This window comes from Paenibacillus sp. FSL R5-0914 (genome assembly GCF_038004525.1).
GTDB lineage: Bacteria > Bacillota > Bacilli > Paenibacillales > Paenibacillaceae > Paenibacillus_AQ.
In genome coordinates, this window is record NZ_JBBORH010000001.1 from 2,730,436 (window position 1) to 2,748,264 (window position 17,829).

General features: G+C 43.7%; 18 protein-coding genes and 1 pseudogene. 14 read left to right on the top strand and 5 right to left on the bottom strand.

Annotated elements, in window-relative coordinates; genetic code table 11:
- Positions 1–3 precede the first annotated feature (3 nt).
- Positions 4–2,157 carry a 1,3-beta-galactosyl-N-acetylhexosamine phosphorylase gene (gnpA, locus tag MKX60_RS11955; protein ID WP_341059904.1) on the top strand — a complete coding sequence of 718 codons (2,154 nt, stop codon included), beginning with the start codon at positions 4–6 and terminating at the stop codon, positions 2,155–2,157.
- 433 nt (positions 2,158–2,590) lie between these two features.
- On the opposite strand, the gene MKX60_RS11960 is transcribed toward gnpA, so the two are convergent.
- On the bottom strand, positions 2,591–3,496 hold the full coding sequence (locus MKX60_RS11960) for an AraC family transcriptional regulator (protein ID WP_076284683.1): 906 nt from the start codon (positions 3,494–3,496) through the stop codon (positions 2,591–2,593).
- A 173-nt stretch (positions 3,497–3,669) separates the two neighbouring features.
- Here MKX60_RS11960 and MKX60_RS11965 point away from each other — a divergent pair, with 173 nt between their 5' ends.
- Both MKX60_RS11965 and MKX60_RS11970 read left to right on the top strand, forming a co-directional pair.
- Entirely contained in the window at positions 3,670–4,524 is an 855-nt protein-coding gene (locus MKX60_RS11965; protein ID WP_042190633.1) for a sugar phosphate isomerase/epimerase family protein, read from the top strand.
- Positions 4,525–4,648: 124 nt separating this feature from the next.
- Positions 4,649–5,662: a Gfo/Idh/MocA family protein gene (locus tag MKX60_RS11970; protein ID WP_042190630.1), complete on the top strand. Its 1,014-nt coding sequence runs from the start codon at positions 4,649–4,651 to the stop codon at positions 5,660–5,662.
- A gap of 88 nt (positions 5,663–5,750) precedes the next feature.
- On the opposite strand, the gene MKX60_RS11975 is transcribed toward MKX60_RS11970, so the two are convergent.
- Complete coding sequence (locus MKX60_RS11975; RefSeq protein ID WP_042190628.1) at positions 5,751–5,969, bottom strand: hypothetical protein; 219 nt, start codon at positions 5,967–5,969, stop codon at positions 5,751–5,753.
- Positions 5,970–6,235: 266 nt separating this feature from the next.
- Between MKX60_RS11975 and MKX60_RS11980 the strand changes: the two genes are divergently transcribed.
- The 4 genes from MKX60_RS11980 to MKX60_RS11995 all read left to right on the top strand — a co-directional run bounded on the left by MKX60_RS11980 (position 6,236) and on the right by MKX60_RS11995 (position 9,216).
- Positions 6,236–6,766 carry a hypothetical protein gene (locus tag MKX60_RS11980; protein WP_341059907.1) on the top strand — a complete coding sequence of 177 codons (531 nt, stop codon included), beginning with the start codon at positions 6,236–6,238 and terminating at the stop codon, positions 6,764–6,766.
- Positions 6,767–6,782: 16 nt separating this feature from the next.
- Positions 6,783–7,430, top strand: a complete 648-nt coding sequence (locus MKX60_RS11985) for a hypothetical protein (protein ID WP_341059909.1) — start codon at positions 6,783–6,785, stop codon at positions 7,428–7,430.
- A 100-nt stretch (positions 7,431–7,530) separates the two neighbouring features.
- The gene (locus MKX60_RS11990; protein ID WP_341059911.1) at positions 7,531–8,643 is read left to right on the top strand and encodes a hypothetical protein; all 1,113 of its coding nucleotides are present in this window, start codon (positions 7,531–7,533) and stop codon (positions 8,641–8,643) included.
- The gene (locus MKX60_RS11995; protein ID WP_341059913.1) at positions 8,644–9,216 is read left to right on the top strand and encodes a type 1 glutamine amidotransferase family protein; all 573 of its coding nucleotides are present in this window, start codon (positions 8,644–8,646) and stop codon (positions 9,214–9,216) included. It abuts the gene before it with no gap.
- Between the two features lie 56 nt (positions 9,217–9,272).
- Here MKX60_RS11995 and MKX60_RS12000 read toward each other — a convergent pair whose 3' ends face one another.
- Complete coding sequence (locus MKX60_RS12000) at positions 9,273–9,845, bottom strand: hypothetical protein (RefSeq protein WP_042190616.1); 573 nt, start codon at positions 9,843–9,845, stop codon at positions 9,273–9,275.
- 310 nt (positions 9,846–10,155) lie between these two features.
- On the opposite strand from MKX60_RS12000, the gene rnhA reads away from it, so the two are divergent.
- The 3 genes from rnhA to MKX60_RS12015 are packed head-to-tail and all read left to right on the top strand — an operon-like array spanning position 10,156 to position 11,967.
- Positions 10,156–10,818: a ribonuclease H gene (rnhA, locus tag MKX60_RS12005; protein WP_341059915.1), complete on the top strand. Its 663-nt coding sequence runs from the start codon at positions 10,156–10,158 to the stop codon at positions 10,816–10,818.
- 44 nt (positions 10,819–10,862) lie between these two features.
- Positions 10,863–11,531: a uracil-DNA glycosylase gene (gene ung, locus MKX60_RS12010; protein WP_076284675.1), complete on the top strand. Its 669-nt coding sequence runs from the start codon at positions 10,863–10,865 to the stop codon at positions 11,529–11,531.
- A gap of 31 nt (positions 11,532–11,562) precedes the next feature.
- Positions 11,563–11,967, top strand: coding sequence for a hypothetical protein (locus tag MKX60_RS12015; RefSeq protein ID WP_042190609.1), 405 nt, complete (start codon positions 11,563–11,565; stop codon positions 11,965–11,967).
- A gap of 93 nt (positions 11,968–12,060) precedes the next feature.
- Here the strand turns inward: MKX60_RS12015 and MKX60_RS12020 are convergent, their stop codons facing one another.
- The gene (locus MKX60_RS12020; RefSeq protein WP_076300786.1) at positions 12,061–13,170 is read right to left on the bottom strand and encodes an AI-2E family transporter; all 1,110 of its coding nucleotides are present in this window, start codon (positions 13,168–13,170) and stop codon (positions 12,061–12,063) included.
- A gap of 205 nt (positions 13,171–13,375) precedes the next feature.
- Positions 13,376–13,663, bottom strand: coding sequence for a hypothetical protein (locus MKX60_RS12025; protein WP_341059917.1), 288 nt, complete (start codon positions 13,661–13,663; stop codon positions 13,376–13,378).
- A 309-nt stretch (positions 13,664–13,972) separates the two neighbouring features.
- On the opposite strand from MKX60_RS12025, the pseudogene MKX60_RS12030 reads away from it, so the two are divergent.
- From MKX60_RS12030 to MKX60_RS12045, 4 genes and pseudogenes are all read left to right on the top strand, one after another.
- Positions 13,973–14,155, top strand: a pseudogene (locus MKX60_RS12030) (DeoR family transcriptional regulator); the annotation flags it as partial.
- 3 nt (positions 14,156–14,158) lie between these two features.
- Positions 14,159–14,746: a DeoR/GlpR family DNA-binding transcription regulator gene (locus tag MKX60_RS12035; RefSeq protein ID WP_341060304.1), complete on the top strand. Its 588-nt coding sequence runs from the start codon at positions 14,159–14,161 to the stop codon at positions 14,744–14,746.
- 146 nt (positions 14,747–14,892) lie between these two features.
- Positions 14,893–15,804 carry a 1-phosphofructokinase gene (gene pfkB, locus MKX60_RS12040; RefSeq protein WP_341059921.1) on the top strand — a complete coding sequence of 304 codons (912 nt, stop codon included), beginning with the start codon at positions 14,893–14,895 and terminating at the stop codon, positions 15,802–15,804.
- A 38-nt stretch (positions 15,805–15,842) separates the two neighbouring features.
- A complete protein-coding gene (locus MKX60_RS12045) occupies positions 15,843–17,771 on the top strand; it encodes a PTS fructose transporter subunit IIABC (protein WP_341059922.1) in 1,929 nt (642 codons plus the stop codon).
- Positions 17,772–17,829 lie beyond the last annotated feature (58 nt).

The following is a 17,829-nucleotide window of genomic DNA, read 5'->3' on the forward strand; positions in this document are numbered from 1 at the left end:
TGTGTGGACAAAGGAAGATTTACACTACCTGGTGAAACAGGAATGGAAGAGGTCATAGCCGATCTTGTAGAGAGATGGGGTGTAGATGCTGTACGTGACAGTGATGGCACGAGTCTATCGCAGGACATTCTTGATATGGGTCTGCAAATCTATTCAACGCTTTGTCTGGTACGTGAGGACAACGAGTGGGCAAAGCAGCATCCACAGTATAGACAGCAGATTTATCTGATGTCTGCACCATTGATTGTCACACCGAAGGTGAAGACCATCGATATTATGGCAGATTTTTTTGCAGATCAATTTGTTCCTAATACAGATGTGGATATTAAAAAGTATTGGCAGGTTGTAAACCGGACCACAGGAGAAATAGTACCTTCGGCACATTGGAGTTATGCAGAGGGGATCGTCACGCTTGAGCAGGCGGAACAGTTTCACAAATATACCGTCAGTTTCTTGGCCTATCAGATTTGGGAACCGGTCTCTATGTACAATCACATCACGAATAACTGGACGGAAGAGCATCGCTTACCACTGGATGTTCGTTATCCCGAGGCGCAAGAGCATGTATTGAAGGTGCTGAAAGATTGGCTAGCAAAGCATCCGAAGACTGATATCGTTCGTTTTACTACCTTCTTTTATAATTTCGACTTGATTTTTAATAAGGAAGGTAAGGAGAAGCAAGTGAATTGGTTTGGCTATCTAAGCTGCGTAAGTCCATTAGCATTAGATCAGTTTGAACAAGCTTATGGATATCGTCTGACTGCGGAAGATTTTGTGGATCAAGGACGATATAATACACCGTTTATGAATCCGACGCCAAGGTATTTGGACTGGATGGAATTTAATCAGAAATTCATTGCAGGTTATGCCAAACAATGTGTTGATATGGTGCATGATTTCGGTAAAAAAGCCATTATGTTCTTTGGGGATCACTGGGCAGGGACAGAGCCTTATGGTAAATATTTTTCCGAGATTGGGCTAGATGCAGTGGTCGGGGCTGCCGGAGATGGGGTTACGACCCGTATGATCGCGGATATTCCTATTAAGGATACCGAAGCCCGGTTCTACCCTTACTTCTTCCCAGATATATTCTTTGAAGGTGGAGATCCTGTTGGAGAGTCCATGCCGATCTGGATAAAATGTCGCCGGGCACTTATGCGTAAATCGGTTGGAAGAATGGGGTATGGCGGATATCTAAGTCTGGCGTACCAATTCCCTAATTTTATTGATCATGTGACGGAGATTGCGACTCAGTTTAAAGGAATTCATGCAAATGCTGAAGGGACTCAGCCGTATAAGGCATCGTTTAAAGTGGCGATTCTTAATACTTGGGGCTACATTCGCAGCTGGCAGACGCACCAAGTGGCTCACTCTTTATGGAATCAAAGATGTTATTCCTACATAGGGGCACTGGAGTCACTCGCAGGCTTGCCTTTCGACATTGAATTTATAAGCTTTGATGATATTAGACAACACGGGATTGATCCTAGTATCGGTGTGATCATTAACGCGGGTGATGTCCATACTTCTTGGAGTGGCGGAGATCATTGGAGCGATCCAAAAGTGGTGTCTAGCATTCGTGAATGGGTGCATCAAGGCGGCGGCTTTATTGGAATTGGTGATCCAACGGCATATGAGCATCAAGGGGTTCTCTTTCAACTAGCGGATATTTTAGGTGTTCAAAAGGAAATGGGTTTTACAGCAAGCGTTAATAAGCCTAAGGTAACGCCAGTAAAGAAGCATTTCATTACGGAAGATCTGGAAGGCGACATTGATTATGGTGAAGGGATGACCATGATTTATCAAGCGGAGATTGGAGCACAAGTCTTGGATGTGCACGACAATAGCTGCAATCTTGCCGTGAATTCATTTGGGCAGGGTCGAGGCGTTTATATTGCAGGGCTGCCGTATAGTATCCAGAATACTAGATTACTGAGCCGGGCGATCTTTTGGGCTGCACATCAAGAGGAACAATTGTATTCTTGGTTCTCATTGAATCCGAATGTAGAGTGTCATGCTTACCCTGAGACTGGCCGCTATTGTGCTGTAAATAACACAGCGGAGACCCAAAAGACGACGATCCTTATGGAGAACGATTTGAGAATAGAGCTCGAATTGAACGGAATGGAAAGTGTGTGGCTGGATATGAATATGTAACTTCACTTTAAGACATACATTTAAGGAGTCAGTCGTAACTACGGAGAATATTTGGACTTGCGGCCGCTGTTGTCTCAAACTTTCCTGAATTGTACCGCTTCGATAGAGTAATTGGGGGATTTCTCCCTGAAATTCCGGGATTTTTGGTCATTAGATTAATAATCAGGGAAAACCTCCCTAAAGTTTTGCTGATTCGATAGCAATTAAAGGAATCCCCCTTATTATTAGGGAGGAATTCCCTGATTTCGTTCGTTTAGAGCGAATTTTGATTATTTTCAGGGAGTTTTTCCCTAATTAGTTTTAGAGCCGCCCCCTTCTTCGATTTTTCAGGGAAGGGGGCTTTTTCTTTTTAATCATAAGCATGAATCCATCAACCGCAATGTTTTTGGCGAGTTCTTCTTACTTGGATTGAGATGTTCTGGGGTTTCCGTATCTAGAGAATCCGAGACAACTTGCGATACGCCCGCGGAGAAATCCCCTCATTTGCCGTGAACACCCTGCTGAAATAATGGATATCGGGATAGCCGACCTGATCGCCCACCCTCTCAATCGGCCAATCCGTTTCTCGCAGCAGCTTACGCGCTTCCCTATGCCGGATCGAGCGGAGGTATTCTCCGGGGGGCATACCTGCAACCTCACGAAAGAGCTTGGCAAAGTGATCCTCATGCATATTCATGGATGTGGCCATGGATTTATTGGTCCAGCGTTCTGCTAACCGCTCTTCTAGCTCGTCTATTAATGCCCTGATCCGCTCAGTATGAACTGAAGACTTAGCTGCAACGCGGGAGTTTTGCGTTCGAAGCAGCGAAGTCAGAATACCAAGTAGTAGCCCTCGACAGACCCACTCATAACCGGCAGGCCGCATAGTGAATTCATGAACGAGCTGTTCCATGGCATGAACACATTCGGGTGGCGGGGAGTAGATCGGTTCTTGTGACAATGGCATGAAGGGGACGGTTACGGCTTCAAAGGCGAATTTATCGTGTATGACTTCATCCTCATTAACTACCATATCTTCATCATGTGTAATAATTGATTCCCCAAAGAAATCAAAATGGATTCCAATAAGCTTAGTATCTGAATCTGACAGGATAACATTCTGATGATATACCCCAGATGAGAGGAAAATTAGCTGCCCAGCGTTCAGTATATATTCTTCCGTATCCATCTTTGTTAATAATTTGCCCTGGCGAACATATAGTAGCTCGAAGTCATATAGCCTTCTTCTTTGGAAGGTGCAAGGCGGAAGTGTCTGCAATTGTGCATAGTGAATTCCGGGTGCCCAATCACGAGAGGGTACCTGCTTTCTCAGTGGGTAAGAGGGATCTTTGTCAGACATGTCACTGCCTCCTGAATCTTTAATAGAATAGACCGGAATAATGCAAAAAGTCTCTTCTTCGCCTAAATAAATCGAATTTTAAATCTAGTATAATATAAATAGTTAAAGGATACAAAGTGCATCTAAGCCTAGGGAGTGGAAAACGGAAAAGAACAAATAGGAGGAGGATTCAAATGAAAAAGGGAATAAACATCTGGTCGTTTCGCGAAGGAACTGAAATTAAAGAATGCGTACGTCTAGCCAAAGCGGCTGGATTTGAGGGGATCGAGCTGTCATTAAATGAGTCAGGTGAACTTGGCCTGCAAACCACTGAGAAAGAAGCGCGTATCCTTCGTGATTCTATTAATGAAACGGGTCTGGAGATCGCGGGGCTGGCAACAGGTCTATATTGGTCTTATGCGATGACTAGTGAATCTGAAGCGAATCGAACCAAGGCAATCGACGTATGCAAAAAGCAACTGGAGCTGGCAGCTGCGCTTGGTGTAGATACGATTCTTGTCATTCCTGGCGCTGTTGGTGTGGATTTCATCGAGGGCTGTGAGGTTGTTGATTATGAAAAAGCTTATGATAGAGCGCTGGAAGCGATTAGTCATTTAGCCAAGGATGCTGAGCAAGCAGGCGTTTCTATTGGTCTTGAAAATGTGTGGAATAAATTCCTGTTGTCTCCGCTTGAATTACGTACTTTTATTGATACGGTCGGTTCCAGTTATGTAGGTTCCTATCTTGATGTTGGGAATATCGTGCATTCCGGTTATCCAGAGCAGTGGATACGGATTCTAGGCCATAGAATTAAAAAGGTGCATTTCAAGGATTACCGTCGGACGGCTGGTGGGCTTCACGGATTTGTTGATCTGCTCGCTGGGGATGTGGATTATCCAGCAGTCATGAAAGCGCTTGAAGACATTGGATACAACAATTATGTTACCGGTGAAATGATACCGTCATACACACATTATACGGAGCAAATTATTTTTAATACTTCTGCAGCTATGGATGCCATTCTCGGACGTACCACTTTCAAAGCTTAAAGTAAGGGGGAAGGCGATGCTCAGCCTATAGCAAACATTGAGGCTGAGATACAATCCGCTGGGCTGGAAGGTGCTTGGATAGAGCTTGTTTAATTATTAATCATTTAGCTGGGGAGGCTTCACTATGTTGAAAATAGGTTTGATTGGCTTTGGATTTATGGGCCGGATGCATTTTGATAATTATGTTCGCTTAACGGAAGAGGGGCATCCCATCGCCCTTAAAGCCATCTGTGACTTGCGAATTGAGGAATTGAAAGACGGTAAAGCGGACGGCAATATGAGTACCGCTCGAGAAGTGTATGATTTAACAGCTTACAGTCTCTATGATGATCTGGAGAAAATGATAGCGAATGAGGAACTTGATATGATCGATATCGCAGTTCCTACTTACCTGCATGCTGAAATGGCTTGTTCTTTGCTGGAACGAGGATATCATGTCTTTTGTGAGAAGCCGATGGCTAGAACTTCAGTAGAAGCACAGAAAATGGTAGAAGCAGCGGAGCGCAGTGGAAAGAAATTGATGATCGGACAGTGCCTGCGTTTTTGGCCAGGGTATGAATATTTGAAAGAAGTTGTGGAAACTGAGCAATTTGGTAAAGTGACAGAAGGATATTTCTACCGTGGTTCAGGGGCTCCTAAAGATTGGTTTCTGGATGAGAAGCTAAGCGGTGGATGCATTGTGGATATGCATATTCACGATACGGATATGATTAACTATCTGTTCGGCAGACCGGATAAAGTATCGACCTTGGGACGGAATGTTCTACCGGGAAGCGGATATGATATTGCTTCTACACACTATTTTTATAAGGATGCAAAGGTGATCAATGCTCAGGTGGACTGGACGCTGGAGGGCGACTTTGGATTCTACATGGGGTACAGGGTTAACTTCGAGCGAGGAAATGTTGTATTTGATGGTAGTGGAGTCAAGGTGAATCCCAATGATGGAGCAGGCTTTACGGTAGAGCTTTCCCCGGATGCGGGTTACTACAGAGAGCTGGTCTATTTCTTGGATGCGATTATTCAAGATAAGCCTATTATCATTTGTACGCCTGAGAGTGCAGCAGATTCTTTGGAAATCATAGAGGCGGAAGTACAGTCAGCAAATGCCGAAGGGGAATGGATTGTACTTAACTAGCAGGATATAGAGGATGCAAAGGCGTGACGAGAGGAAAGATCATTGTAGATGATTTCTCCAGTCACGTCTTTTTGGCATGCATTCTCATCTAACCTTTATTGCGCTGGAATTTTGTATTGTCCCTAGCATAGTGTGATACGGAGCCGTCATATCTTCTAAGGCGTACCTGTACATCGGAGAACTCTTCAACGATTCCTGAGGCAACCTCAGAATACATTCCATCAGGATCAAGCTGTAGGGCAGTGATATAAGTTTGGGATAAAGCGGCTATGAAAAAATCAATATTTTTATTAAGTGTATGTGGCATGGTATTCCCTCCGGTGATATCTTCAACATGTATGAATATAAATAATCCTAAGGAACTATTTTACCACGATTTGCGGATGAATTTGAGGAGGAATTACTTGATTTCGGTCAAAAATATGCGAAATTTGGTTGTAATTGTATTAAAATCCGAAGATCATCCGAGGGCAGGTAGCGAGGTTGTTTCGCTGTCTGTCTTTTTTTTACTTTCTGGTTTGAAAAGAAACCTGCGGACGGATATGATTTGTGTAGTGAAAGGATGATCGCCAAATGACTGAACAGCTACAAAGAGCCAAGGAGTTATACACACGATTTCTGGGCCATTTTTTAGATATGCATAAGGCAGGTTTGCTTAAGGAGTATAAGCGTTTTGAAATTCCTAGAGAACAAGAGATAGAATGGCTCAATGAAATGGTCTTGGCGTACGCCGAACAGTTGTCGATCCGAGATTGGGATGCAATTACTGCACTAGACGCTTTATCGAGAAACTATCAAGACAGCTGGATTGTGGAGAAGGTTTCTTCTTTTGCCTCGCGGAATATGATGAGTGCGGATAGTCTGGTTAGATTGATCTACGCAGAGAAACTGGTAGGGATTATTGGTTCTCATAAACAAGTGATCTCAAAAGAGCTGTTATTTGGGGCCTGTAAAGTTGCCGTCCAAATCCTCGAAAATGTAATTTCACAGCCGATGGTCATTGACCCTGGACATGAGCTTAAGGAGCTTGGCCTTAAAGATAAGAGAGCTTTGAACAGTCGTGCAGAGCAAAGCTTAGAACAGGTGAAGGTGCTAATTAATTAACCGTTGGAGGGGAAATATGAGATTACTCGTAGCGCAACCTAATCACGAACCCCATTTGGAGCATTTGCTCAAAGAAATGAGCAGACAGGATTCTTTTGACGCGGTGTTGTATCCAGAAGGTTATGTAGCAGATGAAGCCAGTGTAAAGACCTTATGTGAAGTTGCCAAAATATATAAAAAGCTGATCATTACAGGATATAGGAACAGCAATAACAAGGATAGAGCGCTAATGATTCATCCTTCTGGGGACATCATTTTGGAACGAGCCAAATCGCCGATGGATGAACAGCTGTATCGCCCGTCAGTTGCGGAAGCGGATGGCCTCAGTATTGGTTATTTGCTGTGTGTTGAGCTTCTGCAAGGATACGTTGGTTTGGAAGGACAGGCTAAGTCGTTAGATTTCATCGCACATCCGATTGGGGTAGGCATGTTCAGCGAAGAACAATTTGAATTATGGATCGAGGAAGCCACTAGGATTGCTGTGAAATATAACACGATGATTATTGGGACAAGCCATGCTGACGGATCTTACCGAAATTGTGGAATTTCGATTCCCATCTCATATTGGATCGACTCTACCGGACAACCTATTTATATTTCGCGTAATGATACGAGAAGTCGAATGATTAATCTCGATACTAGGCAGGTTAATGTTCTAGATTAGGGAATAGCCGAAGTTGACACACTGTTGTCAAATTGGGTGTGCTACGATTTCATAACAGATTAACTTCTGATGATTTATAGAAGAAAATGAGGGATACACAATGGCTGAACCTTTAAAAGCGATGTACAATGAACAATTCCTGCATGGTTTTGGCGAAAAGATTCGCAGTGTACATAGTGTTTTCGACACTGATGCATTTGTAATTTCGGCTATGGCGGAACCTTGGGATGCGCTCGAACTGAAGGCAAGGATGCGGAGGATTACGGAGACATTGGGAAGTCATTTACAGCTTCCTTATGAGGAAGCGCTGGCGATTTTGTTCGCCATTACTGAGGATTGTGTGGGATTTCCATACTTGATCTTTCCAGATTTTGTTGAGGTATTTGGTCAAGGGGCTGAGCATTGGGAGTTGTCTATGCAGGCGCTGGAAAGGTTCACACCGAAATCATCAGCAGAGTTTGCGGTTAGACCGTTTCTCTTGCGTGAACCGGAGCGGATGATGGCGCAAATGCTAGTATGGTCGAAGCACCCCGATGAGCATGTGCGACGATTAGCAAGTGAGGGTTGTCGCCCTCGTCTACCATGGGGACAGGCGCTCCCAATGTTTAAGGTAGATCCAGCCCCTGTGTTACCTGTACTTGAGCAACTGAAGAAGGATTCCTCCTTATATGTGCGCAAAAGCGTGGCTAACAATCTGAACGATATTGCTAAGGATCACCCGGAGGTGGTACTTGAGACAGCTCGCCGCTGGATAGGTATAAATCCCCTCACAGACTGGATTGTGCGGCATGGTTGTCGTTCTTTAATCCGTAAAGCTAATCCGGAGATTATGGCTTTATTCGGATATGCGGAGCAAGCAGACGAAGCAACACCACTCATAACGAGTGCTTCTATAACGATTGATCCTACCCTATTGCGAATTGGAGAAAACTCTGAATTACAATACAAACTTCAAGTTTGTGAAGGAACTCCTGCCCGTGTTCGAATAGAGTATGGCATCTATTTCGTGAAGGCTACAGGTCGAACCTCTCGTAAATCTTTCTTACTATCGGATAAAACAGTACCTGGGGGTACAATTCTGACAGGCAAACGGACACATCGCTGGGCGGATTTAACCACTCGTCGTCATTATCCCGGGGAACATCGGATTGTACTGTTGGTTAACGGGCGGGAAGTTGCAGATACGTTGTTGAAACTTGAGGGGGATCAGTAAATGAAAAAAGAAGTATTGATTTTTATTTCTAATGGATATGCAGATTGGGAAGCTGGCTATATAAGTGCTGAACTAAACAAGCCAGAAAGTGAATACAAAGTTAAGACAGTTTCTTTAAATAGCGACAATGTACAATCTATGGGCGGATTTACTGTTATTCCAGACTATACTATAGATAGTTTACCCGCCCAGTTTGAAATGTTAATTTTAATTGGGGGTACAGGCTGGAAAGATAATTCAGCGATTACTCCAGTGATTGAAAGTTGTATACAGAATAGAACTCCTATAGCGGCTATATGTGACGCATCAACCTTTTTGGCAGAACATGGCTATTTAGATGAGATTCCTCACACTGGAAATTCATTAGATTACTTAAAAGAGTTCGCTCCTAATTATAAAGGACACGCAAATTTTTTAGAAAAACAGACCGTTTCGAGTGACGATATCATTACTGCTAATGGTACGGCTTCTTTGGAATTTACAAGGGAAATCTTGAAGAAGTTAAAGGTTATGCCATTAGAACAAATCGATGGATGGTATAACTTTTTCAAAAATGGGTTTTATCAAGAATAATGAAGTCATGAAAAAAGGTGTTCTCAGGTCTTATCGACTTGAGAGCACCTTTTTACTTATTTTTTCACTTCTGTAACACCCGTTACTTTTCCTTGATCCGAGGTATCGAAGGTGGATTGATACTTAGCATCTGCGAAGTAAACATTCCCTTCAACCGTTGCATTTACTAAACTGAAGCCATCTGCTTCGACGTATACATCACCAATAAATGTGCCGCCTTGAATACGGGCGTTTTTACTTTTGATCGTAAGTTTTGGTGCAGTTAGTTTATAGGAGTTAGTAATATTGTGCTCTGCATCTTGTGTGTAGAGAGCGATTTTTCGAGCAGGTTCATCTTTATTCGTGAATTGTCCGTCCAGCACGAGATCCTCGGTGAAGGTTAAGTCTTTCAGCGTAGCAGCAATCCAAGTACCGTCCGCACTGATTGCCTTTTTAAAGGCCTCTTCATTATCCACTACCGACGCTGAGGTTACAGCATCAGTGGTGTTATTAGTGTTGCCAGCGTTATTTGTGTTACCAGGTGTAGTAGTGGCGGTAGGGGTAACGTTGGCATTGTTATTGGTTGAGTTTCCGCATCCGACTAACAGCACAATTGCAAATACTGCGGCTACGCTTGCTATCTTTCTCATCTGTATAACCTCCCTGAGTAATTGTACTGATATCCTACGAGCTTAATATAGACTGATTAGTTAGTATTAATGTGGTGTAAGCACAAACGCTTACCGTCCTTGAGAGACGATGAAGACTTTTCTGCTTGAGTACACAATAATATTTACCGATCATTCTACAAATGGTAATATAGGCCTGGACATCTCTGGCGTATAGTATGACCTGGAAAATATGAATTATTCGAAGGAATTCACGAAAAATAACATTCTTCTTTTGATGAAGAAGCATTTTGGATTACAATAAGTTAAGGTGAAAAAAGGAGCTGTACCAATGGCTAAACAGAAATATTATGTAGTATGGGAAGGCAAGCAGCCGGGAGTCTATAGCACTTGGGCGGAATGCCAGGCGCAGACCGATCACTATACCGGAGCCAAATATAAATCGTATGAATCTAAAGCGGTGGCAGATGCGGCATACACAGCGGGCTGGAAAGGTAATTGGGGAACAGGGTCATCAGCATCCGGTGCGGCTAAGTCCAAGGGGACAAGTTCTTTTAAACGAAGCGCTACAGTGGAGACCTCAGCGGAGATCGATTACAACAGCATTTCTGTGGATGTTGGAACTCGTGGCAATCCGGGTCCAGTCGAATATAAGGGTGTGGATACGCAAACCGGAGATATTATCTTCTCTTGTGGGCCGATCAAGAAGGGCACTAATAATCTAGGTGAGTTTTTAGCGATTGTGCATGCCTTGGCGCTCCTGAAGAAAGAGGGAAGTAATAAGACAGTCTACAGCGACTCTGTAAATTCAATGAAGTGGGTAAAGCAGAAGAAAGTAGCGACAACCTTGCCACGTGATGCTTCAACAGAGGAAATATGGGTACTTATTGATCGGGCAGAACGTTGGTTGCAAACCAATACATATGACAATAAAGTGCTTAAGTGGCAGACTAAAGAGTGGGGCGAAATTAAAGCAGATTATGGTCGGAAATAGTTAGAGTAAGGTTCTGGGTTTCGGCTAGAGGAGGAGAATTGGGGATGTTCGGCAACGATTGGGATGAGATATTACAAGATGAAATGCAAAAGCCCTATTTTCTGGAGCTAATGGCTAATCTGGAAAGTGAATATAAGGAACATACAGTCTATCCGCCAAAAGAATTACTGTTCACGGCGTTAAAGCATACACCTTATAGTGAGACAAGGGTTGTTATTTTGGGACAGGACCCATACCATGGAGCGGGACAAGCACATGGTTTAAGCTTCTCGGTAAATCCGGGGGTGCGTATACCTCCTTCACTGCGTAATATATATACGGAGCTATCGGAGGATATCGGTGTACCAATTCCAAACCACGGATCCTTACTGCGCTGGGCAGAACAGGGAGTGCTTATGCTCAACTCGGTACTAACGGTACGTGAGGGAGAGCCGAATTCTCATAAAGGTCTAGGCTGGGAGACATTCACAGATACCATAATGAAGAAGTTAAATGAAAGAACTACGCCGATGGTGTTTATTTTATGGGGAAGTCATTCACAGAAAAAAGGTGCCTTCATAGACCAAAGTCGTCATGAGGTTATTCAGTCTCCACATCCTAGTCCGCTCTCGTCGTATCGTGGATTCTTTGGTAGCCGTCCTTTTTCGAAGGTCAATCAGTTTTTGGAGTCGAAGGGAATGAAAGGTATCGATTGGTTCATTTCGGACATATAACTAATGGGATGTTGGGAAGGGGGAGGGAGCAATGAAGCATTGGGTTGGTAAACCGGTTATCATGTACTGCGGGGACGAACCTTACACGATCATGAAAGGCATTCTGCGCAAATGGGATCTTTCCGCTTCTGTAGCGGTCATCGGTCATCAGGAAATTGCCGTGCCATTTCGGGATATTGTGGTCATCAAAGCTTTGGCTCCTAGAGAAAGAGCACTGCCTCCAGTCTTGCATTCTGTGGGTTATGTGATGAGGGAACGGCAGCAATTTGATAATGCAGTATATTTTAAATCGGCTGTAAGTGTTTGGAAAGAAGATCGGCTGATTGCTCTGAATACGACCATCATTTCGCATACCAAAGGTTCAGTTACACTTCAGGATGGACAGAACCTTATGAAAGGCAATCATATTTTTGTAGTTCGTTCTTTGCGAGGTTAATTTCAGTAATCCTATAAAGAAGCACGAAAAGGTACATCTCCAATTGGAGATGTACCTTTTTTTATTTATGGAATCTCATTCAGTTCGTAAGTGCTATAGATTCTCATGCTTGAGAGGCTCAGCCTCTTCCTCTCGATCTGCAACAATAATCTCATACACTCGCAGAAAAATAATTTTGGCAATCATATAGACGGGCAGCGCAATAAGCACACCAATAATACCGTAGAAATCTCCACCTATAAGAACAAGAAGGACCGTGGTCAGTGGATGAACATCTAATGATTTTCCGTAAATGATCGGTGAGAGTACATTATCTTGGATTTGCTGTGCAATGAATATGACGACCAGCGACCATATTGCCATCGTGGGCGATTCAATGAATCCAACAATAACTACTGGTACTCCCGCAAGGAAAGAACCCACATAAGGAATGAAATTGAGCGGTACTGAAATTACTGCGAGCAGCAGTGAATAAGGCAATCCGATGATAAGGAAACCGATATACAACATAATACCGAGTACGACGTTTAGCACCACACGTGTGACGATGAAACTGCTCAGTGCGCTGTCGATATCCCCGAACATTTCTTTGCCTTCTTTACGGTACTTTCTAGGGATTAAGCCCTGTAGTTTTGGTGACAGCTTATAGTCATCTTTTAGCATGTAATACAAAATGATGGGCAAGGTAGCGATTAGAATAACAATGCTGGAAACTACGCCGATCAAATTGGACATCGAATTGGTCACCCAAGTAATAGCCTCGCTAAGATATTCTGATATACGGGCAGCTACGTCGGAGTCCCCTTGGAAAAAGCGTGAGAGTGTCGGATTATCCCTTAAAGCATTGAACTGATCCTGTAATCCCTGAACAAGGTAAGGCGTGTTATCAATAAAGTTCTGAATTTGTTCTTGCAGTGTCGGCCAGACTAGAACCCAGAAGAGAATAAACAATCCAGCAAACAAGAAATAAATGAGCAGGATGGAGAATGCCCGGTTTAATTTTCTTTTCTCAAGAACTCTTACTAACGGTCGTAGTAAGTAGTACATGAAACCTGATAGTACCATGGGAACGAGTAATAATCTGATAATGGCAGCCAGTGGTGCGAATAGAAACATTACTTTGGAGCCCAAGTACAAAATAAGTAAAAAAGCGATAATAGCAAGACTTGTCCGAAAATACTTCTGTTGTTGCAATAGGAACATCCCCCAAGTTCAAAATATAATCTATGTAGTTTAATAACCCTAATTCACATGACTTGATTCAAAAGAATGGATTACTCTCCTATAGGTAGTTCTTGGCATATCCGTGGAGGATGACCCAATGACTGAGGCTACGCCAAGTAAGTTGTTCACAACACATAACTGTACATCATCATATAAATCGCTCATCGCTCGGGGGCTTTGTGGATCATCTTAACTTCCGTCTAGAAGGTTTCTTTGTGGAAAGGGTGAATATTTCTGGTACTTCAACCTCGCCTCCGGTTTCCTTCGTAACTTGTCTTGCCTTGACGAGAGATAAAAAAGCAAAAAAATCCCCTAAAGTGGCCAGTGCGGCAGCAATGATTTCATAATCTTCAGCACTTAATTCTGCTGTTTCCTCACTATTACCGTTCCCGTTGTTTTTTCCATTACTATTTCCGTTACTCTTAGCGTTGCTGTTACCGCCCATTTTTTTGTTATTTCTTCCGTTGGCCATTTCTGATCACCCGCTTTTTCCTATATGTAGTATTAATATGTTTTAAACATCAGTGAGGAGATAGGCAATTGGTATGTAATTTTCTTATGGGCCTGTTTCACCTTGAGCGAAGCATGAAATCATTCCATTTATTACATTTTGCCGGAGTATCATTTTTAATGTTAAAGCGCTTTACAGATGATGAAAACGCTGTTAAAATCATAAACGAGCACAAATGATCAATAACAGTCATATATAATCAAATAATGGTCATGGATTTCCAAAGATAAGCGCATTTAATAAATGGGATAGCACTGTAACTTAAAGGAGCGAACCACGATGTTGTTTGAGGAAGAGAGAAAACAAAGAATCGTGCTTTTTGTGGAAAAGAATTCAAGAGCTTCGGTACAGGAGTTAGGTCAGGAACTGGGCGTGTCTGAGTCTACTGTGCGCCGTGACCTGAAAGAGCTTGAAGAAGCCAAGTTGCTGAAACGAACGCACGGTGGGGCAGTATCCCTGCAGAGTGTTAACTTTGAGGCGACTTATCCAGATAAGGAAGATCGATTGTTGGATGAGAAGCAGAGAATAGCACGCAAGGCCGTAGAGATGATTCAGGAAGGCGATGCTATTCTGCTGGATGCTGGAACCACAACGCTACAGATTGCCAAAGAGCTGAGGGCTTTTTCTAATATCAAAGTCATTACGAATTCGATTATGGCGCTTAATGAACTGCGGGATTGTCGCAATATAGAAGTCTCGATTACAGGCGGAATGTTGCGGCCGGATACATTGGCTTTTGTAGGACCGATGACAGAGCGCTCTTTAGAGATGGTAAGAGTTGATAAAACCTTTCTTGCAACCAACGGATTAGACTTACGAGAAGGAATCACTACACCTAATATGCTTGAAGCAGCGACCAAACGTAAGATGATCTCGGTTGCGAAGCAAGTAATTCTTCTGGCTGATCATAGCAAGCTCGGTCAAGTATCCTTCTGTAAGGTTGCCGACGTGACGGAAATGGATCACTGCATTATTGATTCTGGTGCGTCTGATAAGTTCATCCGTGAGATTACGCAAATGGGCGTAGATTTCTCGTTGGTATGACCTTAGGTGGAGGATGTTCTACGGTTAGAAAATGTCTTAATTTGAGTGGTATGGAATCATTGTAAGATCGTTTGGAGAAATTACATTTGCCGCATGTTTAGCCGGTAATCTATGGCTTAGAAAACCAAAATAATTGAGGGATAATTATGATCTATACAGTAACGCTTAATCCTTCCATCGATTACATCGTGGAAGTTGAAGATTTGAGACTAGGTGGCTTGAACCGGATGAAACGTGATTTGAAGCTTCCTGGAGGTAAAGGGATCAACGTATCACGCGTGTTAAATCAGCTTGAGGTTCAGAATAAAGCTATAGGCTTTCTTGGTGGATTCACTGGACGATATATTGAGGAATGGTTGCGGAAAGAGTCGATTTCAAGTGATTTCGTATTTGTTTCTGATGATACCCGAATAAATATCAAGCTTAAGCATGGAGAGGAAACGGAGATTAATGGTGCAGGGCCCGTCATCCGAGATACGGAGGCAGAGGCATTATTACAGAAGATGGCTGTTCTGAATGCAGGTGATGTTGTGATATTGTCCGGAAGTGTTCCTCCTTCACTGGGTGCTGATTTCTATGACAAGTTGATATCTGTATGCAAGCAAAGAGGGGCCGAATTTGTCATTGATACTACAGGTTCAGCGCTGAAAAAGGCACTCCCTCATCAGCCGTTGCTCGTTAAGCCTAATCATCATGAGCTTGCAGAGCTATTCGGCGTTACGATACAGACTAAGGAAGAGATTATTACTTATGGCCGCAAGCTGCTCGAAGCTGGCGCGAAGCATGTGTTAGTTTCAATGGCTGGTGAAGGTGCCTTGTTCATTACGGAACAGGGGGTATACCACGCCAATGCTCCAAAAGGAGCATTAAAGAATTCTGTAGGCGCAGGCGATTCTATGATCGCTGGATTCGTTGGCACTTTTTCTTTGACTGGAGATTTAATGGAAGCTTTCCGTGCAGGTGTTGCCTCAGGTAGCGCAACAGCTTTCTCTGATGACCTGGCAGATAGAGCATTCATTGAGCAGCTGAGACCGCTGATCAACATCTCAGAAGTGTAAGCTAACAGCATTCAAAGTACTCAAGGGAGTTGGAAGATATGAGAATTACGGATTTGATGATAAAAGATACAATGATTATGGATTTAAAAGCAACCACTAAAGAAGGTGCAATTGATGAATTGATTGCCAGTCTTGCCGCAAGTGGTCGTATCAATGATCCAGTTCTATTTAAAGAGATGATCCTGAAGCGTGAAGAGCAGTCCAGTACTGGGATTGGTGGCGGTATCGCAATGCCACATGCCAAGACTAAAGCGGTGAATGAAGCGACAGTTGTGTTTGCCAAGAGTGCGACGGGCGTCGAATTCGAATCGCTTGATGATGAGCCGGCTCGGGTCTTCTTTATGATTGCCGCCCCAGAAGGAGCGGGCAACATGCATCTTCGTACATTGGCCTCGCTGTCCAGACTGTTGATCGATAGCGAATTCATTGAACAGCTGATGAATACCCGAACGCCAGATGAGGTATCCGCCTTGTTCGATGCGAAGCAGGCAGAAGGAGAAGCCAAGGAGAAAGAGAGCGAAGCTGCTGAAGCTGTCAAGAAGTCAGAACCTGAAAAGCTAATCGTCGGCAACCCGGATTCCCAAGCATTCGTCGTAGCTGTTACTGCTTGTCCTACTGGAATTGCGCATACCTTTATGGCTGAAGATGCGCTCAAGAAGAAGGCTCTGGAAATGGGAGTTAATATCCGTGTAGAGACAAATGGTTCAGAAGGTGCCAAAAATGTCTTAACACCCGATGAGATTCGGCGTGCAAGTGGTGTAATTGTGGCAGCAGATAAACAAGTGGAAATGGCCCGTTTTGATGGTAAGCCAGTACTGCAAAGACCGGTTAGTGACGGTATTCGCAAATCGGAAGAGCTCATTCGCAAAGCAATGAACGGCGATGCACCGATTTACCATAATGAAGGTCGTAGTGGTAATGAAGGAGAGTCGAAAGAGAAGTCCGGCAGTATCGGGAGTAAAATATACAAGGACTTAATGAACGGTATCTCCCACATGCTGCCGTTTGTAGTCGGCGGTGGTATTCTGCTGGCGATCTCCTTCCTGATTGAACAAGTCGGTGGAGAGAATCACCCTCTATTCCAACTGCTGCAGACGATTGGTGGCGGTGATGGTGCCTTCCATTTCCTAATTCCGGTTCTTGCTGGATTTATTGCGATTAGTATTGGTGACCGTCCAGCCCTGATGCCAGGTATGGTTGGCGGTTACATGGCCTTGAATTCCAACGCTGGATTCCTCGGCGGTCTGGCTGCAGGTTTCTTGGCTGGTTATGTTGTTATCGGTCTGCGCAAACTGTTTGCAGGTCTGCCAAAAACGCTCGACGGATTAAAGCCGATTCTGTTATATCCGGTATTTGGTCTATTGATAACCGGTGGATTGATGTATTACCTGTTCGATCCGATCTTTAGCTGGATGAACGTAGGACTCATTAATTGGCTTAACGATCTTGGAACCGTTAATGCAGTAATTCTGGGTCTCGTTCTCGGTGGAATGATGGCTATTGATATGGGAGGTCCTTTCAATAAAGCGGCCTACACTTTTGCCATCGGGGTATTCACTACCAGTGGAAATACTAACGGATTCATGATGGCGGCTGTAATGGCAGGCGGTATGGTTCCTCCACTTGCAATAGCGCTGGCTACTACCTTCTTCAAGAACAAATTTACAGAATCAGAACGTAAATCAGGGTTAACAAACTATGTATTGGGCTTATCGTTCATTACAGAAGGGGCGATTCCATTCGCCGCTGCCGATCCACTGCGTGTCCTGACTTCTTGTATCCTAGGTTCAGCTGTAGCTGGTGGTCTCACTCAGTTTTGGAATATCAACGTTCCAGCACCGCATGGTGGGATCTTTGTAGCCGCGCTTTCGAGTCATGCGTTGTTGTTCCTATTGGCCGTTCTGATCGGATCTGTTATTTCCGGATTAATGCTCGGATTATGGAAGAAACCTCTTGAGGCAAAGTAATAAAATAAATAATTTGAACTGCTGGGTGCCAGACGCTTCTTCTGTTGCTCGGCAGTTT